Genomic DNA, 23,035 nt, shown 5'->3' on the forward strand with positions numbered 1-23,035 from the left:
AAATGGAACCGATTCCTAAGAAAATTCCACTGAAGAATATAAAAAAAATGGAATCAGGCTGGAAGTTTCCCGATTTTAAAAAAGAGCGGCCATTCCACGATTTTTGTTTGGGCTTTGCCCCAAAAATTTCGGATTTCCGCCTCGACTAAAAGAACCGGATCGGATTCATTTTTTTGAATGTATTTCTGGACACTGGACCAGGTTCTGAGGTAACCTAGTATTTGATCTACGGTCCATTCTTCCTTCATGTTGAACGGAGGAGGGATAATCTCTTCGAAAGGAAAGGGGATCGTTTTGTATTTTTCTTCCACGTATTTTCTTTCCGGTGGCCAATACGAACCAACGATGACTCTATAAAGTTTGTCCACGATATTGTCGATTTCGGGGGAGATACTATGCAGGCCGTAACCCCAAATCGCAAGAATTCCGTTTTTCCTTCCAACTCGGATCGCTTCCTTGTAAAACGGTTCGAAATTGAACCAGTGAAATGCTTGAGCCACTGTGATCAAATCCGCTTCATGATTTTCTAATGTAGAATCTTCCGCCTTGCAGATTCTGTATTCAACGTTTTTACGAGTTTCGGCGTTTGAGATTTGATTTGTGCTCGGATCTGTTGCGATCACTTTTTCAAAAGTTGCGGCAAGAGAAACCGCGGCTTGACCCGTCCCGGTTCCGCAATCCCAGACAATTTTTGCGTTTGGAACAAGGCTTTTGAGATATGGAAACAACTCAATTGGGTAGCCTGGTCTGAACTCGGAGTAAGAAGAGGAATGAGAGGAAAAATGATCTTTGAAATTCATACTCTAGTATTTTCAAAGATCATGATGTAAGTTCAATCAGGAATTTAAAAATCACCGTCCGGATGTTTTTGAAACTCCTTTTGATTGATAAAAAGATACTGATATTGGATTTGTTTACCGTCCTTCGTTTTAGCTTGCACCATCAAGGGAAGAAATGTGGATTTTTTTGCGAAACTTGGGATCCTTACCGTATAATCTGGAGGTTGATTTTCTAAGAGTACATTCTTGCTTTTGATCTTAATACTAACCGACTCGGGTTGGACCCCTTCGAGGTGAATCTTAAATTCTTGGCCCGTTTTTACCCAAGATCCGTCTTGAATAGAAATGGAAATTTTCGGAGGAGGAGCCATCGTAAGAATGGAATTGAACGCCGACTGAGATTGTCCCCAAGGAACCAAGGATCTGTGTATGTTATAAATCGGAGTTCCCGGAAGATTTTTACCTGGGTTGACCGTAAACGCCATTCTATAACCGATTGCTTTCGCTTCCTCGATTACTCTCGGATCGAAAAGACCGAAGGGATATGCGAGATCGATTACTTTTCTACCTGTTTTTGCTTCTAAGATTTGTTTGGATTCCGCGAGTTGTTTTCGAATGAACGCGCGGCTCATCGTCGGAAGTTTCGGATGGTATAAAGTATGAGAACCTAGGTCCAAAACTCCGCTGTCCAAAGCCTTGTTTAACTCCTCCCAGGTCATGTAATATTTTTTTCCTGAAGAGATGATAGAAGGATAGATAAAGATAGAAGCGGTGAAACCGTATTTTTTTAAAAGAGGAACTAAAACTTCCAAATGTGTTTTGGAGCCGTCGTCGAATGTCAGTAAAATCGGTTTATCCGGAAAGTCGGAGGGTTTTTTACCGTTGATATACGCGTAGAATTGATCCAGACGAACCGTTTTGTAACCTGTAGCTTTCAAAAACTTAAATTGTTCTTCCAAAAGATTCGGGTGAAGATTATAACCTCCCATCGGCCCGCCTTTGGATGCTAAGTGGTGATAACAAAGAACGGGAATCCCACCTCCGGAAACGGATTCGACTCCCTGAATCGTATAACTGGGAGTAGGCGGAGTATCTTCTTTAACGGTTGGAAGCGCGTCTTCGTATTTTTTCTTTTTGGGATTTTTAGAAACTTCGAAATTTTCTTGTTTTGAATCGGATTCTTTTTGGCTTTTAAGTGCGGATTTTTTACGGGAAACTTTATCTTCGAACTGAGTGGTGTCAGAATCTACGTTAGCGGATTCCGTTTTTTCTTTTTGATTTTTTTTGGAAACGGTTTTTTGTGAGAAATCTTCGGGAGTGTACGACGGTTTTTGTTCCGTATCTTTTTTGGGAGACGAAGCGGTCGGTTTTCTCTTTTTCTCGGGGTTGAGGAAATCGTTCACGGGGGAAGCGATAAGAATCGAAGATATTAAGAGATAAAAGATTGCGAAAGTTGTGAGGGTATTGCGCATAATGTTATTAATGAGAAAACGAAATAAGAGCGGAATATGTCCGAAATACGAACCATAAAAAGTGTTTTGTAAGGTTTCTTGGATCTTTCGGTCGGGTAAAACACGGTGCAAGCAAACGAAACATTGCGTTCCCTCGTAGTTTTGCTTTTTTGGATGAAAGAAAATTAACGTTTTAAAACGAACTGTAAATGGTTTTGTTTGCATTCTGAAATCCGGAAGAAAAGTCTTCGGTTAGTGTTTTAACACCGCTTTCCCCGGCAAGCGATTCCTGAGGTTTTCAATTGCAGAACTTTACAAAGGATTTTGCAGCTTCGTTGTGTCCTAAATTTGCCGCTTTTTTCCAATCTTCGCAGGCGTTTTGTTGCTCTTTCACTGTCCAGTTTGCCACGGCGCGGTTATTGAGCGCATTTGCATAAGTTGGTTTCAACCGGATCACTAAAGAAAGATCTTTGATCGCTCTTCGATAATCAAAAACTTTCATTTTTGCACAGCTTCGGTTGTTGAAAGCGATCGCATAATCTACTCGTGCCCGATTGTAATCGGAAATCGCTCCTATTTCGTTACGGATTTGCTTTTGGCAAGTCCTCTATTGTTGAGTGAGGTCGGATTGACGTCCGGATCTCTTGAATAAAAACTCGATCGCTTCCAAGTAGTCCCCGTTCTTGAATTTAGAATTCCTCTCTTGAAAGGAATTCAGATCGGTTTCACGAATGAAAACCAGTTCCTTACGTTTTCTTCTGTTCGAAAGAACAGACAGAAAAAAACGTGATAGTTAGGAAAAAAATAAAAATCGATGTAAATTTCGATTTAAGACCGGGGACCAGCCAAAAGCCTCCGAAAGAAATTTATTGTCCTCCTTTCTCTCGGATCAATCTTTTTAAAACTGATTCGCTGTGGGTGCAAAGTTTCAGAATTCCACCCTTTGCCGGTTTTTGTTTTTCGAGCTGTAGAAGCTGGGAGGCAAAGCGAAACTTTCTACGTATATGATTCACAGCCGGAATCGAAGTTCTAAAATTTTTTGCTAACTCGTGATCGGCTAACCCTTTCGAGTTGAGGTCGAAGAACTTTGCTAGTTTGTCTTTATCCCAAACGATCTTCCGATCGGTTCGGTAATAATTGTGTTGTTCCAAACGTTTACTGTTACGTTCGTATGAACCTTGATTCCTCTTCTTTCTCCAGAAGGGGTGACGGTTTCTTGCGTATTTGATATCCTCAATCGTATACCCGGTGGATGTAAGCCATTCCGACGTGATACTAGATTTTTTGGGTCCGGTCAGTTTCGATTTGATGGATAGCTCGATGTACTGCTCCGGTGTAGATGCTGAAAGTAGTTTTCGTTTTTCTTTTTCGTAGATTTCCATATTGTTTTACGCTCGTTAAATTATCCGGAGAGCGCTAACTCTCCAAACTTTAGAAACTATAATTATCACAATATGGTTAACTTGAAAACATTTTTCCGAATTTGAAAAGAATTTCTCGAATGTATTTCTTATCTCCGAAAGTACACTGAAGTAATTAAACACTTACTACCATACTGTTTTCTTTTGTGAATTCGAAGAGATCCAATTTACTTGAGATTCGCTGTAACTTCCTCTGATAAGCGAAATGGAGGATTACGTTTCGTAAGTCGCGTTTACGATCGAATTTGAAACAATTTCAGAGGAAAGTCGGTATGGACTGTAAGAATAGATTTCAGATGGTGCGAAAGGAGATGCGATGTTTCGGTTCCAAAAAAAGTATACAGACCTTACTTGCCTCTTTGGGTTCTTGTTTCCAGACGAGAAGTTATTCCCGCGTTCTTTCGAATGTAAAAATTAGAGATTCTAAAGTCGTCAGGCCAGAAGTTGCAAAAATTGCAATATCCGATAATAGTAAGGAATCTACATAAAATAATATTACGAACAACGGAAATGAATTTTTTGCGTGTCTGGAGTTTTTTGGTCAAGAACTGTGAGAAATAGCCTCATATACTGGATGGAAGAAAATACGGTTTAGAAGAATGGAATGTGATGAAAAGGATTTTCAAAATAGAGGATCGCAAATTTAGAAAAATGCGTTAGAATTACGTTTTATATGAATGAAAATACCATTTTGCAAAAAAGAATGCGAGCGTCCGTTCGAGGTGTTTTGTTGGATTTGGACGGGGTATTGTATACCGGAGATTCTGTTCTTCCCGGGGCACGAGAGACGGTTTCTTATTTAAAAGAGAATCATATACCTCATCTATTTTTAACAAATACGACTACAAAATCGAGAAAGGGGATTTCCGAATTCCTAAACGATCTAAAAATTCCCGTAGAGGAAAAAAGAGTTCTGAATTCTCCCCGGGCCGCCGGAGAATACATTCGAGAAACAGGAAATCCAAAAACTTTTTTCGTCATTCAAGAGGAAGTCAAAAAGGATTTGGAAGGAATCGATTTCGAACGGGAAATTCCGGAAGCCGTATTAATCGGAGATATCGGAAAAAAATGGAATTATAGGATTTTAAACGATATCTTTCAAAAAGTGAAAAAAGGAGCCAGATTGATTGCTCTTCACAAAGGAAAGTATTGGCAGACAAAAGAAGGGTTGATGTTGGATGTGGGAGCTTTCGTGTCCGGAATAGAATACGCGACCGGTGTAAAAGCCGAGATCATAGGAAAACCTTCTCCGGCGTTTTTTAAAGCTGCTCTAAAGATGATTTCTACGCAAGCGTCCGAGACGATTATGATCGGGGACGATCTTGATTCGGATGTAGGTGGGGCTCAAGCTTGTGGGATTCGGGGAGTTCTCGTGAAAACCGGAAAATATCGGGATGGAATATTGCAAAATTCGAATATTCGCCCCGATGCAATTTGGGAAAATATAAGTTCACTGATTCCGTTCCTTCAGAACCTCTAAAACTGTTTCAAAATATCGAACGAAAAACAAGATATGAGTCCAATTCTATAAAGGTCCGGAAAGTTTTGGGATTGGTTCTGAAAAAGAAAAATCCTTAAAAATAGGGCCAAAGTTAGTTCTCACGACTAGTTTTGATAGCTGTTTTGTCTATGTAAAAATCTTTGGATTGCGTCTGTCGGAAAAATTTTGAGAAAATTTATTATTCTTCTTTGAAGAGTCGTAGTTCATTCAAGCAAGAAAAATCGAAAGATCAAACGGATTTACAAAAAAATACAAATTCAAAAGATGAAACGCTTTTAGACAAAAATTTCGTTACCCAAAAAACTCGATTAGAAAACCGTTTTTTGAATGTTTTGAAAATTAAAATCGAAAACTTTGATGTTTTACTTCGAATCTTACTCATCTCTACATAATAGGATGTTCAAAATTCTGCGTCTAAACGCGGAATTGATGCTCAAATGAACGGTATTCTATTTTATAGGGATCAGTAAAAACTAAGTTTTCTTTGAAGCAACGGTGTTTAAACTGTCTGTTCAAGACCGATCGCTTCCAAAAATTTTAAGGGCCGTTTTGAGTTTGAATTGAGAATCACCCAATCTGTACTCGCGTTGCAAGAAAGAGTTTGACTGCTTTGACAAATGATCCTTTGTGCGAATACCGCGCGAATGGGTGTTTTTAGAAAGAGGTCGGATTCGATCGTGATCGTTTCCGGGTAGTTGATTTCACATTTAAAATCGAGGTAAATCGAAAGAATCACCGGTACAAAACCCTGAGTTTTTAGTTTTTCCATGGAAAAACCCCAATCTCTCATCGCTCGCATTCTCGCCTCGTCCAAATATCCTTGGAAATTCTTATTGTTTACGTGTTGGTTCGGATCCAACTCATCCCAACGGATCGTGATTTGTGTCGAGTGGTTCTTGCGAATCGGTGTCGGTTCTTCGGTTTTCATTCTTTTCTCCTAAGATTCATTCTTTGAGATTGGATAAAAAATTCTCGAGATAGGATTCGTCTCCCGTAGCTCTGGAGAGGAGCATTGCACCTCTCCAAGAAGATTCTAAATATTGAATGCGTTTTAGGAGGGATGGAGATTCGGAAACTCGAAGAGATGTAATGATTCCTCTTGAGATGGTTTCGAGAGAGAATTTTAATTTTTTTCTCAGTTCCGGTCTTTGAGAGGATGAGTGTTGAGAGAGGACATTGATAAGACAGGAGAATTCTTCTTGGAGAAGATTCTTTTCTAAATCTACTTTTTTTTCGTAGAGAAAGCGGAGAGCAGAAGGTCCTCTTCCTCCTTCTTCTAAGACGGATTCGTTCCATTGGATCGCGGCGTTCGTATATATTTCTAAGGCCTCCAAAAGAAAATGATCCTTGGAAGGGAAGTAATTGTAAAAAGATCCTTTGGGAATCCCAGATGCGTCCGCGATCTCCTGAATTCCGATTCCATCTGGTCCGGTTTTTCGGAGGAGCTGGATTCCGGTTTCGAGGATCTTTTTCCTTCTGGTTTCTGCTGCGATAGAAGAGAGTTTCATCTTTTTTTGAGATATAAAGTGACTGGTCATTTTAAAATACAAGAAGAATTTGTAGGAGGTCTTACAAAAAAAGAGGAGTATTTACTGAGAAAGGGTTTTTGGAGTAGGAGCTCTTACCGGATTCACGTTAGCTTAAGGAATCACAAATTTTTACCGTTGAAAAATTTTTCAGGAGACCTTAAAAAAATTCTAAAAACTCAAATTTAACCAATTCTTTTGATTGCTTGAAAGAACCGTTTGGGTATGGGATCAAAAGAAGAAATTAGTTTGAAAAGAGAAATCACCTTCCGAAAAAAAGGAGCACCTGTCACTCTTCTCATTCCGGAGCAGATTGTGCGCTTGAGAAAATTAAGAGCAGATAGATTGAATCAAGAATTGAGCTTTCTCTTAAAGAAATATCAAAAAAGTGCGCTCGAAAAGAAATTCTTAGGAAGAAGTTTTCCTGCAGTGAGCTATCAGAGAAAAGGTTTAAAACTAAAAAAGATGAACTTTCGTCCAAATGAAAAGGATTGGGTCGCTTTAGGAGTCCTTGCTCTTGGATTAGGCGTTTCCCGTTGCCTCCTTTTCGCTATCTTAGAAGAGTGGGAGTGCACTAATGAAATCCCTTACTATCAAACAGGAGGAGCTCTTACAAAAATCACCCTTCTCAGAGAAATCCTCTTACCTCAAAACCGATTCTTCTCCCAATTTTTTCATTCTTCCTCATAAAAATCTTGCAGATATCAAGATATCTTGATATCCTGTCTTTAATGGAGCAGCTTTTAGACGCCAAAATTTATTCTGGAAATGGCCCTAAGCAAATTCTTTCCGCTTTGAAGGCACTTTCGGATGAAACTAGAATCCGGATTCTCCATATTTTATCCTTATCCCCTTTGAACGTACAGGAAATTACGGAAGCACTTAGAATGGGGCAGTCTCGAGTTTCCAGACATCTCAAAATTTTAACCGATGCGGGCTTTTTAATACCTGAAAGAGAAGGTTCTTGGGTCTATTACCGAATTCCAGAAGAAAAAAAGATCCCAGCTTTTTCTTCCGAGGTCGCCGAACTTCTTCTTTCTTACAAAGAAGATTTGCCGTTTCAAACGACGGATCAAGCGCAGATTTCTGAGATTCTTTCCAGAAGGGATCAAAAGAATACGTTCTATTTTAATAATGTAGCTCACGACTGGGAATCGATTCAAAAGGACGTGCTGGACCCTGCGATCTATCGTAAAAAAATTCTTTCTTATTTGCCTGATTTTTCCTCCTTAATTTATGATTTGGGATGTGGTCCTGGGGGTTTGATCCCTTATCTTTTGACGAAGTCGGATCAGGTGATCGGAGTCGACGCGTCTCCTAAAATGGTGGAAGAGGCGGAGGTAGCATTTACGGGAAACACTCATGTATCCTTGATCTGCTCTCCTTTGGAAAACGTGGCATCTTATGCGAGAGAGAAAGCGGATGCGGTCGTCGCTTCTATGGTGCTCCATCATCTTTCCAATCCACCTGTGGTGATTCGCGAAATTTATAAAATTCTGAAACCTGGCGGAACCTTCTGTCTTGTGGATTTGAAAAAACACAATCAAGAGTTTATGAGGGATAATTTCTCCGACCTTTGGTTGGGATTCGATTATTCTCTTCTACAAGATTGGTTGGAACTTTCCGGTTTTAGGATTGGTTCTTACGAGGAATTCGATACGGGTAACGTTTTCAAAATTTTGATCATTCAAGCAAAGAAAAAGGAGGACTAAAATGTCCGCAACAACACAAGAAAAAGGTTCAAGCTATAAAGTAAAAGATCTTTCCCAAGCAGAGTGGGGAAGACAAGAGATCATTCTGGCCGAAAAAGAAATGCCGGGTCTTATGGCTTTAAGACAGGAATACAAAGGTAAAAAACCTTTGGCGGGCGCAAGAATTGCCGGGTCTCTTCACATGACGATTCAAACCGCGGTTCTGATCGAGACTCTGACGGAATTGGGAGCGGAGGTTCGCTGGTCTTCTTGCAATATCTTCTCCACCCAAGATCACGCGGCGGCTGCGATCGCAAAAGCGGGAATCCCCGTTTTTGCCTGGAAGGGAGAAACCGAAGAAGAATACTGGTGGTGTATCGAACAAACCCTTTTCTTCGGAGACAAAGGACCGAATATGATACTCGATGACGGAGGAGATCTCACTGCTTACGTTCACGAAAAACATCCTAAATTGTTAAGCGAAATTCGTGGTATTTCCGAAGAAACGACCACAGGTGTCAAGAGTCTTTACAAATTACTCAAAAAGGGAGAATTGAGGGTTCCCGCGTTCAACGTAAACGATTCTGTTACCAAGTCTAAGTTTGACAACCTCTACGGATGCCGCGAATCTCTCGCGGACGGAATCAAAAGAGCCACCGACGTTATGCTCGCAGGTAAAGTGGCTCTCGTTTGCGGTTTCGGAGACGTAGGTAAAGGATCCGCTGCTTCTCTTCGTAACTTCGGCGCGAGAGTGATCGTAACCGAAATCGATCCGATTTGCGCTCTTCAGGCTTCTATGGAAGGATATCAAGTTCTTCGCGTGGAAGACATCATCGAGCAAGTGGACGTCGTAGTTACCGCAACCGGAAACGACGACATCATTACTCTCGAACACATGAAAGCGATGAAAGACGGAGCGATCCTCTGTAACATCGGACATTTCGACACCGAGATCCAGATGTCCAGATTGAACGGCGAAAAAGGCGTAACCAAAAAAGAAATCAAACCTCAAGTGGACAAATATACCTTTGCGGACGGTAAATCCATCATCGTTCTCGCGGAAGGACGTCTGGTAAACTTAGGTTGCGCAACCGGTCACCCTTCTTTCGTAATGTCCTGTTCCTTCACGAACCAAGTATTGGCTCAGATCGAACTTTACAACAACAAGTACGAGTTGGGAGTCTACACTCTTCCGAAACATTTGGACGAGAAAGTGGCCGCTCTTCATCTTGAGCAGTTGGGAGTTCGTTTAACAAAACTGAACCAAAAACAAGCCGACTATTTGGGAGTTCCTGTTGAAGGTCCTTTCAAACCGGAGAACTACAGATACTGATGCGAATCTTTTTCCGGGATGAGATCGTCCCGGAAAAAGCATTAGAGTTGTTGAAACATTCATTACCGGCCGTTTTACATTTTGTGAAACATACGATTTTAGTCGGTTTGATTTAGAATTATGGAATTTTTCACAACTCTCTTCTTTTTGAAAAACAATGGCTTATGTAATCACGGAACCCTGTAGAAATTGCAAATATACCTATTGCGCCGCGGTTTGTCCCGTGGAAGCGTTTCGAGAAGGAGCCGATTGTCTTTATATCGAACCTTCCGTCTGTATCGATTGTAATAAATGCAGACCGGAATGTCCGGTGGAAGCGATTTATCCGGATTATGAAGTTCCGTCTATTTGGCATGGCTGGATCGCGGAGAACGTTCGCAAAGCGAAACATTTTCCCGTTATCATAGACGTGAAAACTCCTCTCAAAAAAGAGGGATGTGTAAATCCGGAATATTAGAATTTAATGTTATACTATTTTTTAAAACAATCAAAGAAGCTTGCTCATGACTTATAAAGTTCAGAACTATACGAATCCGAAAGCAAAGGAACTTCTCTCGCTCCTCAAAAAACAAATCTTAGTCATAGACGGGGCGATGGGAACGATGATCCAAAGATTCCCCCTCACCGAGGACGATTTCAGAGGAGAGGTTCTTAAAAACCATCCGCATCCTCTCAAAGGGAACAACGAGCTTCTTTGTTTGACAAGACCGGACGTAATCGAAGCGATCCACGTAAAATTTTTGGAAGCGGGCGCCAATATTTTAGAAACGAATACGTTCAGTTCGAATCAGGTTTCTCAAGGCGATTATAAAACGGAGTTTCTCGTCGCGGATTTGAACAAGGCCGCGGTTGTATGTGCCCGCAACGCGATTGAAAAGTTTAAAAAGACAAATCCGGATCATCCGTGTTTTCTGGCTGGTGCGATCGGGCCTACGACTCGTACTGCGACCCTTTCTCCGGATGTAAACAATCCCGCGTTTCGTGCAATAACTTTCGACGATTTGGTTGCGACTTTTTACGAACAAGCGCGCGCTCTTGTGGAAGCGGGTGTCGATTTGTTTCTTCCCGAAACGAATATCGATACTTTGAATTTAAAGGCGGCAATCTTTGCCATCGAACAAGTATTCGAGGATCTTCAAGTTCGAATTCCTGTATGTCTTTCCGTGACGATCACAGACGCTTCGGGAAGAACTCTTTCCGGGCAAACCGTGGAGGCGTTCTACAATTCCATTGCGCACTGTAATCCTCTTTCGGTGGGAATCAATTGCGCGCTTGGTGCGGACGAAATGCGTCCTTATATTGAAGAACTTGCGAGAGTTTCCTCTTGTTATATCAGTTGTTATCCGAACGCGGGATTACCGAACGCGTTCGGAGGTTACGACCAGACTCCGGAAGAATTCGGAACCTATATTCAAGAATTTGCAAGTTCCGGCTGGCTGAATATCGCGGGCGGATGCTGCGGAACCACCCCGGAACATATCGCCGCCGCTGCAAAAGCGGTCCAAGGAAAAAAACCAAGAGTTCTTCCTCAGATCGAAGAGATCACGAGACTTTCCGGATTGGAACCGTTGAACGTCACCCCCGATAAGGGATTTTTACTCGTAGGGGAAAGAACCAACGTTACCGGATCTCCTAAATTCAAAAAACTCATCATAGAAGGAAATTTCGAGGAAGCGGTTTCCGTCGCGTTACAGCAAGTGGAAGCGGGGGCGAACATCATCGACATCAATTTCGACGAAGCGCTGTTAGACGGAGAGGCTTCGATGAGACATTTTCTGAATCTCATAGCGGGCGAACCGGATATTGCGAAGGTTCCTTTTATGATCGACTCTTCCAAGTGGAGCGTTCTGGAGGAGGGGCTGAAATGTATTCAGGGAAAACCGATCGTAAACTCCATTTCTCTCAAAGAAGGAGAGGAAAAATTCTTAGAACACGCTCGTAAAATTCAAAGATACGGAGCCTCCGCGATCGTGATGGCATTTGACGAACAAGGACAAGCCGCGACCAAGGACGAGAAGGTTCGTATTTGCAAAAGGGCATACGACCTTCTTGTCACGAAGGCGAATTTCAGTCCGACTGACATAATCTTTGATCCTAATATCCTGACCGTCGCGACCGGAATCGAAGAACACAACAACTACGCAATGGATTTTATAGAAGCCGTAAGCGAGATCAAAAAGATCTGCCCGGGCGCAAAAGTATCGGGAGGTTTATCTAACGTATCTTTTTCCTTTAGAGGAAACAATCCCGTGAGAGAAGCGATGCACTCTGTTTTCTTATACCATGCGATACGAGCAGGACTCGACATGGCGATCGTAAACGCGGGAATGCTTGCGGTCTATGAGGAAATTCCGAAGGATCTATTAGAATATGTTGAAGATGTAATCTTAAATAGGAGGCCCGATGCAACCGAACGTCTCGTGGAATTTGCCGAAAGCGTAAAATCTTCCGGAGACAAATCTGAAAAGAAAGAGGAAGCTTGGAGAGAAGGAACTTCGGTCGAGGAAAGGCTTTCGCACGCACTCGTCAAGGGAATCGTGGAATATATCGATCAGGATACGGAAGAAGCACGCGTCAAATACGGACGTCCGTTAACCGTCATCGAAGGTCCTCTGATGGACGGAATGAAGATCGTAGGAGAATTGTTCGGTGCAGGGAAAATGTTTCTTCCTCAGGTCGTAAAGAGCGCTCGGGTGATGAAAAAATCTGTGGCCTATCTTCTTCCTTTTATGGAAGAAGAGAAAAATCAATTGGAGGATGCGGCCGCTCGCCCTAAGTTTTTGATCGCGACCGTAAAAGGAGACGTTCACGACATAGGAAAGAACATCGTTGGAGTCGTTCTTGCATGTAATAACTACGAAGTGATCGATCTAGGTGTGATGGTTTCTTCCGATAAAATTTTGGAAGAAGCAAAGAAACATAACGTGAATATTATCGGTCTTTCGGGACTCATTACTCCCTCGCTCGATGAGATGGTACATGTGGCTTCCGAGATGAAACGAACCGGCTTCGAAATTCCTCTTTTGATCGGAGGAGCGACCACAAGTTCCGCGCATACCGCCGTTAAGATCGCGCCCGTATATGATCCGCCTGTAGTACATGTAGTGGACGCTTCCCGAGTCGTGAACGTGGTCAATCAATTGCTTCATCCGGATTTAAACGAAGCCTATACGCAAAAAGTAAAAAAAGATCAAAAAGCGGCACGAGAGAATTATTTCAATACGAGAGCGGAAAGGAAATTAATTTCTTTGGAACAAGCCAGGGAGAATCGGGAAGAGATCGATTGGACGGCTGCGACGATCGACAAACCTTCTTTTACGGGAATTCGGGTTTTTGACGAAGAAATTTCTTTGGAAACGTTGATTCCGTTTATTGATTGGACACCGTTTTTTACCGCTTGGGAACTCAAAGGAAGATACCCGGCGATTTTGGAAAGTGAGACAACGGGGAAACAAGCCAGAGAACTTTTTGCGGATGCGCAAAAGCTGATGAAGACAATCGTAGACGGAAAACTTTTTAAGACGAAGGGAGTAATTGGAATTTTTCCGGCAAATTCGATCGGGGATGATATCGAAGTTTACGAAGACGAATTCCGTTCTAAGTTGCTGACGGTGTTTCATACTCTTCGTCAGCAGATTCAAAAAGAAGACGAAACAGAGCCTAATTATTGTTTGGCGGATTACGTTGCTCCGAAAGATTCCGGGAGAATCGATTATATCGGCGGATTTGCCGTTACCGCTGGACACGGTGTGGAGGAATTTGCGAAAGAATTCGAAAGCAATCAAGACGATTATAATTCCATCATGGCGAAGGCCTTAGGAGATCGTTTTGCGGAAGCTTTTGCGGAATACATGCATTACAAGGTTCGAAAAGAATATTGGGGTTATGATAAGGATGAGAATCTTTCTCCCGAAGATTTGATCCGTGAAAGATATAGGGGGATTCGTCCTGCGGCGGGTTATCCCGCGTCTCCCGATCATACCGAAAAAAGAATTCTGTTTGATCTATTGCAGGCTGAAAAAAATACCGGAATTACACTTACCGAACATTTTGCGATGTGGCCCGCAAGTTCGGTCAGCGGCCTCTACTTTGCGCATCCTAAGTCGAAATATTTCGCGGTCGCAAAGATCAACCGAGATCAAATCGAAGAATACGCAAAACGAAAGGCGATGAGTGTCGAAGAAGTCGAACGTTGGCTGGCTCCGAATCTTGCTTATGATCCTCTTGCGGTTTCGGTGGCCCGATAAAACTTCGAATTTAATTTCGATTCTATTCGTCTCATTAGAGTAGAGAATTATGGAACCGACTATTCCTAATCATTTATTGGTACACGATCACGGCCCAGTGTATTCTGAGATTCGAAACGCAACCGAAGAATTTTCGTTTCATCCTACGTTGATTTCTTGGCTCAAAGGACCTCTTGAACTCAAGGGAAACGAAATTTTAAAACTGACGGAAATTGGTTGCACGGATCATTCTTGCCCTGTGATCGAAACTTGCTTGGAAGTCTTTTATTCAGAACAAGATTCCGAGCCAAAGCGCATGATTCGCTTTGGAAGGGCAAAACATTTAATCAACAAGATGGATCTTATTTTCTCTCTCAAAAAACAAGGGATTATAGAATAAAGTTTTTCTGTTATTTGGAGGAAGTTTCTGAAAAACTATATTTAATCCCGAGAATTCCCTGAACATCCTGCATCCATTGGTGTTGTTCTCCCCCAAGTTGGACTGCGGTCGGAAGAGGAACTCTTACCATTCCTTCTAAACTTAAATTTCTGGAGGAAAAGGAAATTCCGGGGTTCAAATAGTATTCGTAGGACTTCATGCCGCGAAAATGATTTCCCAGTTCCCCGCCATAAGCCGAGCCCCTATCCTGGAAACGTTTGATACTGGAAAATTGAAGAAAAAAATTCATCTTAGAACTTTCCCCTATTTCCGGAAACACGGAGTAGTTGAATGCAATCGTAGATCTTGCGGATTCTAAAAACGCAAGTCCTGCTTGGTTGCCGATCATTCTCGCGTTAAAATCCATTTCCAAACCCGCATGACGTTTCATATAAAGAAACATCACTCCGGAATTGCTTCCGCTTTGCAGAGAGTTCGTATTCCAACTCGTCAAACCAAAACCCGGAACCTGATTTCTGGAATCGGTAATCCGATCCATGGTCCTTTTTTCGGAAAAAGCTCCCGATACGAGTTTGCCGTTTCGGGAGGGAATCTGATCTACGAGAATGGTTTCGGAAATGGGTAAAAATTGAACGCTTTCTTGAGGGATTACGGAAAATAAGAACGGTTGGAACATCCCTGAAAAAGAAAGTCCGGGAGTTTTGATAAAAGTAATCTCGGGAGCTTTTTTTTGGGGAATGGAATTGTTTTCCGGTCCAAGTTTGAGTTCCATCGGATCCTTATAGGGAATTGCGATTACCTGTAAATACTTCTGTCGATTGAGATCGAAATCGCGGGAAAGATGATAAGGTTCGAACGGACTCGGCAAAGGGTCCTCGACCGAAAAAATCGAAACTCCGAATAAAAACAAAAATAGAATGAGGGAGTTCCTTTCGTTCATAAGACGTGCCATCTGTAAGACTATGGAAATAGAACAGAACTGTCAGTATAAAATTGCAAAATGAGATGATTTTTACGGGGATTCTCGAAACTATTTGTGTGAGGTCCCGTTATGGAAACACGAATTCGAAATTTTGGCGAATGTTTGATACCTAGTCCCGCGAATTATGAATATTACACGAGTGATTCTTCCAGGTTGATATTCAAAACTGTGTTTCAATCGGAAGAGGATTGGAATTCTTATATTAAAGGTAGTCCCGATTTTTTCGAGCAGGCCGGACCTAGAGAAAAAATATACTTTCCTCCCAAAGAAGTGACCGCCGGAATCGTAACCTGCGGAGGTCTTTGTCCTGGAATCAACGATGTGATTCGAGGAATAGTGATGGAGCTTTACTATCGTTACGGAGTTTCCAGGGTTTTAGGTTTTCCCTACGGCTATCAAGGACTTGTAAAAAAATATTCCCACGAACCGATCGAACTCACTCCCGAAAAAGTCGCGCATATTGTGGATGAAGGTGGGTCTATGCTTTCTTCTTCCAGGGGGAATCAATCTCCGATCGAAATGGTGGATTGTCTCAGCTTTTACGGAGTAAAAATGCTTTTTTGTATCGGAGGAGATGGTACTCTCCGAGGCGCTCGAGAGATCGTGGGTGAGATCGCGAGAAGAAAGATAGAAATTTCCGTCATTGGAATTCCGAAGACGATCGACAACGATATCAACTACGTACAAAAAACATTCGGTTTTTCTACTGCGTTTTCCAAAGCGATGGAAGCGGTGGAATGTGCGCATGTGGAAGCGAAAGGAGCGCCGAACGGAATTGGCTTGGTCAAACTGATGGGACGTCATTCCGGATTCATCGCGGTAAACGCGGCTCTTGCTTCTAGAAACGTAAATTACTGCTTGATTCCCGAAGTGAATTTTGACCTCTACGGGAATGGGGCCTTTTTCGAAGATCTCAAAAAAAGAATCCAAAAAAAAGACACGCGGTTATCATCGTGGCGGAAGGAGCCGGGCAGAAATTTTTCGATTCGACGGGAGAAAGAGATTCTTCCGGAAATCTGAAACTGGGGGATATCGGCCTTTTCCTCAGAGATACGATGACTGAATTTTTCAAAAAAGAAAACATTCCGGTGAACATCAAATACATAGATCCGAGTTATACCATTCGATCGATTCCGGCTAATGCGGAGGATTCCGTATTTTGCGGTTTTCTGGCTCAAAACGCGGTTCATGCGGGGATGGCTGGTAAAACTGATATGGTTGTCGGAATGTGGAATAACGTATTCATACATCTTCCGATTTCCGTCGCGATCCAAGAAAGAAAAGTATTACAACCGGACAGAAGTACTCTCTGGAGATCTCTTTTGGCTTCCACGGGTCAACCTGCGCATATGTTAGGAGTCAGTGGATAGGGATCAGATGTCAGGGTTTTTTGTAGCGATTTCTGTAAAAGTTTCGACAAGAATCATATTGCAAAAAGTATAATTTTCTGATAGAGGAACGTTTTCCAAATTCAAAGGAAACTCAATGCAACGCTTTCTTATGAATCTTTTAAGGAAGACGAACCATAAACAACGTATAATCGTCGTGAGGGTCCGCCTCCCCTCGAAAAGCGTCGGTCGTATCGATAATAAGTTCCTTTAAGGCCCCAAGAGGCATATCTCCGTTTCGTTCGATGAGTTTGGTGAGATTTTCGAGACCGTACATCTCGTTCGATTCGTTCATCGCCTCGCTGACCCCGTCCGTATAAAGAATTAAAAGGTCACCGGAATAATAATCGAGCTCGTGTTCGTCAATCTCTGATTCTTTGATACCGAGAGGCATCCCTTTGCCCGAAAGGCTGACTACTTTTTTTTCTTTGGCTTTATAGAGAAGTTGTTCGTTGTGACCTGCGCTGGAATAACGAATCTTTCGTTTTGCCATATTGATTCTTGCGAGCATCACCGTGACGAACATAAAGTAACCGGATTTTTCCTGGATGATTCGGTTCGCGCTCATCAAACTGATGCTGGTCGAGGAATTTCTGGAAACTTCTCCCGCAATGATCGTTTTGGAAAATTCCATAAAGAGCGCGGCGGCGATTCCCTTTCCAGAAACGTCGGCGATAAGAACGCTGACCTCGTCCGGATTATGATAGATTAAGTCGTAAAAGTCGCCGCCAATTTCCTTCGAAGCGATGTAACTCGTTTCCAATTCCAATCCTTGGATCTTCTTGGGAATGTTTGGTAAAGAATTTACCTGGATCTGGGAAGCGATCTGCATATCTCTGTGGATCGAATTGAGTTTTTCTTTTTGTTCCTTGGAAAGAAGGGAATTATAAGCCTCCGCTATCTGATTGGAGATTGTACTCAAAACGTTTTGATCCGCATTGTCGAAACTGTTTCCTGATTTTTTATCCGCAGAATTTAGAATTCCGATGATTTTTCCGTCCTGACGGATCGGAACGGAAATAAAGGATTTGGTTTTATATCTTTCGGGACGAACACAGTCTTCCATGATAGATGAGGCGTTTTGGACTAGAATCGGTTTACCGGTTTCAATGACCTTGCGGATTACGCCTTCTTTTTCGTTGATGAAATGTTCGTCTTCTTTAAGACTGAAGCCGATACTTTTTTTGAGTTCGTATTTTCCGTTCTTTGGGTTGAAAAAGATTAAGGAAACTCTTTCTGCTCCCATAACTTCCGAAACGGAATTTACGGTGAGATTGAAAAATTGATCCATCTCAGAGATATTCGAAATCGCCTGACTGAGTTGAAACAAACAATCAAGCTCGTTTGCGCGGCTTTTCAAATCTCGAATCAGTTTTCGATTTCGGATTGCGATTGCCGCAAGATCCGAAAGATATTGAAGAACCTTAATGTCTTTGTTTGTAAATTCTTTTCTTTCCAGGGAATTGACCGCCTCCAATACACCCTGAATTTCCCCTTGAGTGCTCATCGGAACACAGATAAGATTGTAGGTGACGAACCCCACGGTCTCGTCGATGTTTCTATAAATTCGCGGATCGTTTTTCGCGTCGTTTACGATTACCGGTTCTAATGTCTCCAGAACCATTCCCGCAATCCCTTTTCCCCTTGGGACTTTCAATTCCGTAAGGGATTCTCCTTTTGTGCCTTTAGCAATGTTGAAAACGAGACAATCTTCGTCCCGATCATACAAAAGAAGGGAACAACCTTCCGTGTTGAGGACGTCTTTTGTGGTTTCTATGATAATGTTAAGAAGTTCTTCCAGGTTGTCGGTCGAGTTAATTTTCGCCGTAATGTTGGAAATTAAAGATAAGGATAACTGCCTTTCACTCATAAAGGGGTGTTGGGATTTTTTTGTAGAAGGAATTCAATCATTGAACAAAGGAAAGTTTTCCTTGTCAAGGAGTTTCAACGGATCGAAAACTTCCGGAAAAACGGTACAAATTGACGTTAATCGAACGTGCCCTCTTCGAAAAAGGAATCGTGTCAATCATGATTCGATCAAAGAACCGATGCCTTGGTTCGTGAAAATTTCAATCAAGATGGAATGAGAAACTCTTCCGTCAATGATATGAGTTCTATTCACTCCTTGGTCGATCGCTGCCAGACAACATTCTACCTTAGGAATCATTCCGCCTGAAATTTCTCCCTTTCGAATGTATTCCTTCACTTTAACTCGGTTGAGGCCGGTCGCTAATTTTCCGTCGATCAAAATTCCTTCCGTGTCAGTAAGAAGAATCAATTTTTCCGCTTTGAGAGCGCCCGCGATTTCACCGGCGAAAGTATCCGCGTTGATGTTTAGACTGTCTCCTTCCACGCTTTCCGCTACTGGGGAAATGACCGGAATGAATCCTTCTTTTTGGAGGTTATGAAGAATTTCTGGATTTATGGATTCGATTCTTCCTACAAGCCCCACATCGAAGAGTTGTTTTTCCTTTCCCTCCAATTCGATCTCTATCGGAGCTTTGATTGCTTTTGCTAGATTACCGTCCTTGCCGGAAATTCCCACAGCCTTTCCTCCTTGAGAATTGATCATAGAAACGATTTGTTTATTTACCTTACCGGTGAGAACCATTTCCACAACTTCCATCGTCTGAGCGTCGGTAATTCTATGTCCGTGAACGAATTCGGTTGGAATTTTCAAACTATCCAAGAGACGGTTGATTTCAGGTCCTCCGCCGTGAACGATTACGGGATGAATGCCTACATACTTTAAAAGAACGATATCTTTGGCAAAAGATTCTTTGAGATCGGCCTTATCCATCGCGGCTCCGCCGTATTTGATCACGATCGTCTTGCCTGAATATTTGGTGATGTAAGGAAGGGCTTCTAGGATATGATTGACTCTTTCCAAAAGTTTTTCCATGAGAAACAAAAGAATCCTTGTGTCTTGCTCTGTCATCTAGAAATAGAGAATAATCAGTTGCCCGTATGAGGTTATAGAGATTGTCTCCGAAAAATCAAGAAACGAACAAAAAAAGGAATGTGATTCTTACCGGAGGAAGCGGGGGTTTGGGAAGGGCCATCGTCGAATCTCTTATATTCGAGGGTTATTCCGTAACCAATTTAGATATTCAGGCTCCGAAGGAAATTGTATCGGGAGAACTTTTCCTGAATACGGATCTTACGAAAGACGAAGAACTTATTTCCTCGCTCTGCGAATGGGAAAATGCGATTTCTATCCAAAAACAGATTCCGTACGGTTTTGTTCACTGTGCGGGATACGGAGGGCCTTATCATAAAATCACCCAAGTCAGTCTGGAAGAATGGGATCGTATTTATTCGATAAATATTCGTTCTTCTTTTCAGATTGCGAAGTTTCTTTTGCCTATATTCAAAAATTTGCAATTGGGAAGATTGGTGTTTATCGCTTCTTCCTTATCGCTGATCGGTTCCGCAAATTCGGTCGCGTATTCCTCATCGAAACACGCTTTGATCGGTTTTGTCAAATCTCTTGCGGATGAATGGGGTCCTTTCGGAATTACTACGAATGCGGTCAGTCCGGGTTATATGGAAACGTCGATGGGAATTCGGGAAGATCAGGTTTCCGATCATAGACAAAAAATCATTAAAATGACACCGTCCGGAAAAATCGCGTATCCTTACGAAATCGCAAGGGTCGTATCTTTTATGTTAAACGAAAACTCTTCCTATATCAACGGCGCAAATTGGGCCGTTGATGGCGGAATCACTGCGGTTTGAAAAAATTAAAATTTAGAATATTTTCATACGGATCGCGCGTTCTGTTACTTTATTTCGAAAAAAAGATTCCGTAACTTTCTCTGATTTTCGGATATGTGTTCTTCCAATTTAAATTGGCTCGTTTGAAATCGTTTGGAAAGTTTCATTTTCCTTTTGAGGATTTTCCCTTTTCTTGCGATCAAAAGTTCTATCTTTTCGCCCGCTCTAAATTGTTTCAAAAGATTCTTTCGATTTCCGGAATGAATCCGTGTTCCGTTCAATGCGATCCACTCGTCTCCTTGACTCAGGTCCACAGAAGGGTCTAAGAATTTCCAATCGATCTTATGGATGACTAGGTTTCCTTTTTCTTCCCTGGTTCCAAAACCGAGTTCCGCTTCCGCATTCGAATCCGATCGTTTCACACCGATTTTGTGAAAGTATTTTTCAATTGGAATCGGAATCGGTTTGTCAAGATAATCGCCGAATTCCAATTTTAGATCGATTCCGGTGCGTTTTTTTGCCGCTTCAAAGAACTCGATTTTTGTAAACCCCCGATTTTTTCCCAAATGGAAAGTTTGATACACTTCGTTCATCACATCTAGAAGAGAATGATTTCCCGAGGATTCGGACAAAAGATAAAGATTCATGGCCAGAGCCAAAATACTTCCTTTGACATAGTAGGAAACTCCAGTATTATTTGCGTTCGGGTCGTTCGGGCGGTTGTAGAATTTGGTCCAAGCCGTAAACGAAGAATCCTCAAGACTCATCCAAGATTCGCCTTCCGATTTTTCCAAACTCAGTAAATCTTCCATTACTTTCGTAAGATACGACTCCGAGTTGAGATGTTTGGTTTTGACTAAAAAATATGCGTCGTAAAAAGAAGTGATTCCCTCCGCTATCCATAATTCTCTTGTTAAACTCGGCTTTTGATAATCGAAAGGGCCTAATGCGATCGGACGGATGCGCTTTACGTTCCAAAGATGAAAGTATTCGTGGGATAAAAGTTCCAAAAGTTTTAGATATCCGTCTTTTGAAATCGCCTTTAAGGGATCGTACATATTTACGGAAGAATTGAAATGTTCCAAACCCCCGTAAGCCCCTTCGGATAAAATCAGAATAAATAGATAACGGTCATTTGGCGAGCCGTCGAAAGAGCGGATTTGTTCTTCCGTAATCTTTTGTAAATCCGGAATCAGAGTTTTCTGAACGGATTTGGATAATTCTCCTTCGAGTACGATTTCGTGAGCACATTCTCCCGCACGGAACGCAATGGCCTCGCGGTTGGATAAAAGAATGGGGGCGTCCAAGAACTCGTCCAGATTTTTGGAAAAACGTTTTTTCCCTTTTCCATCTAAACCCGAGTGACAGAATTCAAAGGGAAGAGAATTCGAGATCTCTAATGTGATTTCGGAAACTTTTTCGTCTTTCGGATATAAGAACAAGGCGGGCGGGTGCAAAAGGCAAAACTCGGTTGTGAAATAATTGGAACGAACCGAATAATCGTAACCGTAGACCACATAACGCATGCGAAACGGTAGCCCTTCGCAGCGAACGCTCCAGGAATCGAGACCGATTTGCGAAACTTCGGGACGTTTCCTATTTTTCCCTAAAGCGAAGACTTCGAGTTTATGAATATGTCTGGAATAATCCCGAACCATATAAGATCCGGGGGACCAAACGGGAAGAGAAAGGGTTATTTCTTTTCGGGAGGACATTATTTCCAAGTCCACTTGAAGATAATGTCCCGTAAGTTGATATTCTTGAATAGAAAAGTGAAGTTTAGACAATCATGTACCGCTGACTTTGGAAATCTCTTGGAGAGTTTCTTCCACCGTAGTCGTCGGGTCAACTTTTCTCCAAACCTTTTGAATCTTTCCATTCGGAGAAATTAGAAAAGAGTCCCTGGAAAGTCCTTTGAAAACCTTACCTTTCCATTCCTGATCACCATAAACTCCCAAGGCTTCGCTGAGTTTGTGATCCGGATCTGACAAAAGAGGGAAGTTCAAAGAATATTTTTGGATGAAGTTTCCGTGAGAATCCAAATTATCCAAACTCACTCCGTAAACTTTCGCTCCGATTTTTTTGAACTCTCCTATATTGTCCCGATAACTACAGGCTTGTTTGGTGCAGCCTGGAGTATCGTCTTTAGGGTAAAAATAGAGAAGAGTCCAAGAACCGGCGATATCTTCCGGAAGTTTGACGTTTTTACCTTCCGTACTTTCCAAACTGATCGTGGGCAGATTTGTTCCTAACATTGAATCCGACATTCAAATTTCCTCCGGGAGTAAGAATACCGAATTCAAATGAGATGCAACCGCTTTTCAAAATAGCAGGAAAGATTTAAAGACGGTTTACTTACAATTTTTAGATCGGGTTCAACACTTTCTGAAAAGCTAAACGACTCGTTTAATAACGAAGCGTTGCGGCGATCGAACGTCTCGGATTGAGGCCCCAAGCGTGTGAAGCCGGACATCCAAAAAGTATGATTTTCCTCGAATCAACCTCACAGACTTTGAAGTCCGGTTTCAAGCGTTTTTTCAGCAAGGTAGTTGTCGGAACAAAGATTATGAATTCTAGGGTTTTGCTACAGGCTCTGACTATAAACAATCGTTGCCAAAGT

The 23,035-nt window shown here is 42.1% G+C and carries 18 protein-coding genes and 2 pseudogenes; 9 read left to right on the forward strand and 11 right to left on the reverse strand.

The window, feature by feature from the left end:
• Positions 1-53: 53 nt before the first annotated feature.
• The 4 genes and pseudogenes from FHG67_RS20200 to FHG67_RS20215 all read right to left on the reverse strand — a co-directional run bounded on the left by FHG67_RS20200 (position 54) and on the right by FHG67_RS20215 (position 3,612).
• Positions 54-800 carry a class I SAM-dependent methyltransferase gene (locus tag FHG67_RS20200; RefSeq protein ID WP_004500893.1) on the reverse strand — a complete coding sequence of 249 codons (747 nt, stop codon included), beginning with the start codon at positions 798-800 and terminating at the stop codon, positions 54-56.
• A 44-nt stretch (positions 801-844) separates the two neighbouring features.
• A complete protein-coding gene (locus tag FHG67_RS20205; RefSeq protein ID WP_232616685.1) occupies positions 845-2,251 on the reverse strand; it encodes a polysaccharide deacetylase family protein in 1,407 nt (468 codons plus the stop codon).
• A 277-nt stretch (positions 2,252-2,528) separates the two neighbouring features.
• Positions 2,529-3,075: pseudogene (locus FHG67_RS22535) on the reverse strand (tetratricopeptide repeat protein).
• 21 nt (positions 3,076-3,096) lie between these two features.
• Positions 3,097-3,612, reverse strand: a complete 516-nt coding sequence (locus tag FHG67_RS20215) for an LB099 family protein (protein WP_004500869.1) — start codon at positions 3,610-3,612, stop codon at positions 3,097-3,099.
• 712 nt (positions 3,613-4,324) lie between these two features.
• Here FHG67_RS20215 and FHG67_RS20225 point away from each other — a divergent pair.
• A complete protein-coding gene (locus FHG67_RS20225; protein WP_002630084.1) occupies positions 4,325-5,131 on the forward strand; it encodes a TIGR01458 family HAD-type hydrolase in 807 nt (268 codons plus the stop codon).
• Positions 5,132-5,651: 520 nt separating this feature from the next.
• Here the strand turns inward: FHG67_RS20225 and FHG67_RS20235 are convergent.
• Positions 5,652-6,080 carry an acyl-CoA thioesterase gene (locus FHG67_RS20235; RefSeq protein WP_004500859.1) on the reverse strand — a complete coding sequence of 143 codons (429 nt, stop codon included), beginning with the start codon at positions 6,078-6,080 and terminating at the stop codon, positions 5,652-5,654.
• A 16-nt stretch (positions 6,081-6,096) separates the two neighbouring features.
• A complete protein-coding gene (locus FHG67_RS20240) occupies positions 6,097-6,660 on the reverse strand; it encodes a TetR/AcrR family transcriptional regulator (RefSeq protein ID WP_004500824.1) in 564 nt (187 codons plus the stop codon).
• Positions 6,661-6,903: 243 nt separating this feature from the next.
• On the opposite strand from FHG67_RS20240, the gene FHG67_RS20250 reads away from it, so the two are divergent.
• From FHG67_RS20250 to FHG67_RS20275, 6 genes are all read left to right on the forward strand, one after another.
• Positions 6,904-7,368 (forward strand): DUF1564 family protein, encoded by a 465-nt coding sequence (locus FHG67_RS20250; protein ID WP_004500880.1) that lies wholly within the window; start codon positions 6,904-6,906, stop codon positions 7,366-7,368.
• Between the two features lie 41 nt (positions 7,369-7,409).
• Positions 7,410-8,390, forward strand: a complete 981-nt coding sequence (locus tag FHG67_RS20255; protein WP_004496655.1) for an ArsR/SmtB family transcription factor — start codon at positions 7,410-7,412, stop codon at positions 8,388-8,390.
• 1 nt (position 8,391) lies between these two features.
• On the forward strand, positions 8,392-9,702 hold the full coding sequence (gene ahcY, locus FHG67_RS20260) for an adenosylhomocysteinase (RefSeq protein WP_004500822.1): 1,311 nt from the start codon (positions 8,392-8,394) through the stop codon (positions 9,700-9,702).
• A gap of 157 nt (positions 9,703-9,859) precedes the next feature.
• Positions 9,860-10,159, forward strand: a complete 300-nt coding sequence (locus tag FHG67_RS20265; protein ID WP_004496665.1) for an indolepyruvate ferredoxin oxidoreductase subunit alpha — start codon at positions 9,860-9,862, stop codon at positions 10,157-10,159.
• 46 nt (positions 10,160-10,205) lie between these two features.
• The gene (metH, locus tag FHG67_RS20270) at positions 10,206-13,949 is read left to right on the forward strand and encodes a methionine synthase (protein WP_142499940.1); all 3,744 of its coding nucleotides are present in this window, start codon (positions 10,206-10,208) and stop codon (positions 13,947-13,949) included.
• A gap of 49 nt (positions 13,950-13,998) precedes the next feature.
• Positions 13,999-14,328 carry a hypothetical protein gene (locus FHG67_RS20275; protein ID WP_016759002.1) on the forward strand — a complete coding sequence of 110 codons (330 nt, stop codon included), beginning with the start codon at positions 13,999-14,001 and terminating at the stop codon, positions 14,326-14,328.
• Between the two features lie 10 nt (positions 14,329-14,338).
• On the opposite strand, the gene FHG67_RS20280 is transcribed toward FHG67_RS20275, so the two are convergent.
• Positions 14,339-15,268, reverse strand: a complete 930-nt coding sequence (locus FHG67_RS20280) for an LIC_20087 family outer membrane protein (protein WP_004501572.1) — start codon at positions 15,266-15,268, stop codon at positions 14,339-14,341.
• Positions 15,269-15,379: 111 nt separating this feature from the next.
• Here FHG67_RS20280 and FHG67_RS20285 point away from each other — a divergent pair.
• Positions 15,380-16,680 (forward strand): annotated as a pseudogene (locus FHG67_RS20285) (ATP-dependent 6-phosphofructokinase).
• Positions 16,681-16,819: 139 nt separating this feature from the next.
• Here FHG67_RS20285 and FHG67_RS20290 read toward each other — a convergent pair.
• Together FHG67_RS20290 and argB are read right to left on the reverse strand one after the other, a co-directional pair.
• Positions 16,820-18,568: a SpoIIE family protein phosphatase gene (locus FHG67_RS20290; protein WP_004496670.1), complete on the reverse strand. Its 1,749-nt coding sequence runs from the start codon at positions 18,566-18,568 to the stop codon at positions 16,820-16,822.
• A 156-nt stretch (positions 18,569-18,724) separates the two neighbouring features.
• On the reverse strand, positions 18,725-19,600 hold the full coding sequence (argB, locus tag FHG67_RS20295; RefSeq protein WP_004500888.1) for an acetylglutamate kinase: 876 nt from the start codon (positions 19,598-19,600) through the stop codon (positions 18,725-18,727).
• Between the two features lie 80 nt (positions 19,601-19,680).
• On the opposite strand from argB, the gene FHG67_RS20300 reads away from it, so the two are divergent.
• Positions 19,681-20,436, forward strand: coding sequence for an SDR family NAD(P)-dependent oxidoreductase (locus FHG67_RS20300; protein WP_004501590.1), 756 nt, complete (start codon positions 19,681-19,683; stop codon positions 20,434-20,436).
• Between the two features lie 44 nt (positions 20,437-20,480).
• On the opposite strand, the gene FHG67_RS20305 is transcribed toward FHG67_RS20300, so the two are convergent.
• Together FHG67_RS20305 and FHG67_RS20310 are read right to left on the reverse strand one after the other, a co-directional pair.
• On the reverse strand, positions 20,481-22,202 hold the full coding sequence (locus FHG67_RS20305) for a M61 family metallopeptidase (protein WP_004501565.1): 1,722 nt from the start codon (positions 22,200-22,202) through the stop codon (positions 20,481-20,483).
• Positions 22,203-22,682 (reverse strand): peroxiredoxin, encoded by a 480-nt coding sequence (locus FHG67_RS20310; protein WP_002617045.1) that lies wholly within the window; start codon positions 22,680-22,682, stop codon positions 22,203-22,205.
• Between the last annotated feature and the right edge of the window lie 353 nt (positions 22,683-23,035).

This window comes from Leptospira weilii (assembly GCF_006874765.1).
GTDB classification, from domain to species: domain Bacteria; phylum Spirochaetota; class Leptospiria; order Leptospirales; family Leptospiraceae; genus Leptospira; species Leptospira weilii.

Excerpts from the sequence above, each read along its gene's own strand:
- FHG67_RS20200 (WP_004500893.1), bottom strand. The coding sequence starts at position 800 with ATGAATTTCAAAGATCATTTTTCCTCTCATTCCTCTTCTTACTCCGAG.
- FHG67_RS20255 (WP_004496655.1), top strand. The coding sequence starts at position 7,410 with ATGGAGCAGCTTTTAGACGCCAAAATTTATTCTGGAAATGGCCCTAAG.
- FHG67_RS20235 (WP_004500859.1), bottom strand. The coding sequence starts at position 6,080 with ATGAAAACCGAAGAACCGACACCGATTCGCAAGAACCACTCGACACAA.
- FHG67_RS20280 (WP_004501572.1), bottom strand. The coding sequence starts at position 15,268 with ATGAACGAAAGGAACTCCCTCATTCTATTTTTGTTTTTATTCGGAGTT.
- FHG67_RS20265 (WP_004496665.1), top strand. The coding sequence starts at position 9,860 with ATGGCTTATGTAATCACGGAACCCTGTAGAAATTGCAAATATACCTAT.
- FHG67_RS20250 (WP_004500880.1), top strand. The coding sequence starts at position 6,904 with ATGGGATCAAAAGAAGAAATTAGTTTGAAAAGAGAAATCACCTTCCGA.
- FHG67_RS20275 (WP_016759002.1), top strand. The coding sequence starts at position 13,999 with ATGGAACCGACTATTCCTAATCATTTATTGGTACACGATCACGGCCCA.
- FHG67_RS20215 (WP_004500869.1), bottom strand. The coding sequence starts at position 3,612 with ATGGAAATCTACGAAAAAGAAAAACGAAAACTACTTTCAGCATCTACA.
- FHG67_RS20290 (WP_004496670.1), bottom strand. The coding sequence starts at position 18,568 with ATGAGTGAAAGGCAGTTATCCTTATCTTTAATTTCCAACATTACGGCG.
- FHG67_RS20225 (WP_002630084.1), top strand. The coding sequence starts at position 4,325 with ATGAATGAAAATACCATTTTGCAAAAAAGAATGCGAGCGTCCGTTCGA.
- FHG67_RS20240 (WP_004500824.1), bottom strand. The coding sequence starts at position 6,660 with ATGAAACTCTCTTCTATCGCAGCAGAAACCAGAAGGAAAAAGATCCTC.
- argB (WP_004500888.1), bottom strand. The coding sequence starts at position 19,600 with ATGGAAAAACTTTTGGAAAGAGTCAATCATATCCTAGAAGCCCTTCCT.
- FHG67_RS20205 (WP_232616685.1), bottom strand. The coding sequence starts at position 2,251 with ATGCGCAATACCCTCACAACTTTCGCAATCTTTTATCTCTTAATATCT.
- metH (WP_142499940.1), top strand. The coding sequence starts at position 10,206 with ATGACTTATAAAGTTCAGAACTATACGAATCCGAAAGCAAAGGAACTT.
- ahcY (WP_004500822.1), top strand. The coding sequence starts at position 8,392 with ATGTCCGCAACAACACAAGAAAAAGGTTCAAGCTATAAAGTAAAAGAT.
- FHG67_RS20310 (WP_002617045.1), bottom strand. The coding sequence starts at position 22,682 with ATGTCGGATTCAATGTTAGGAACAAATCTGCCCACGATCAGTTTGGAA.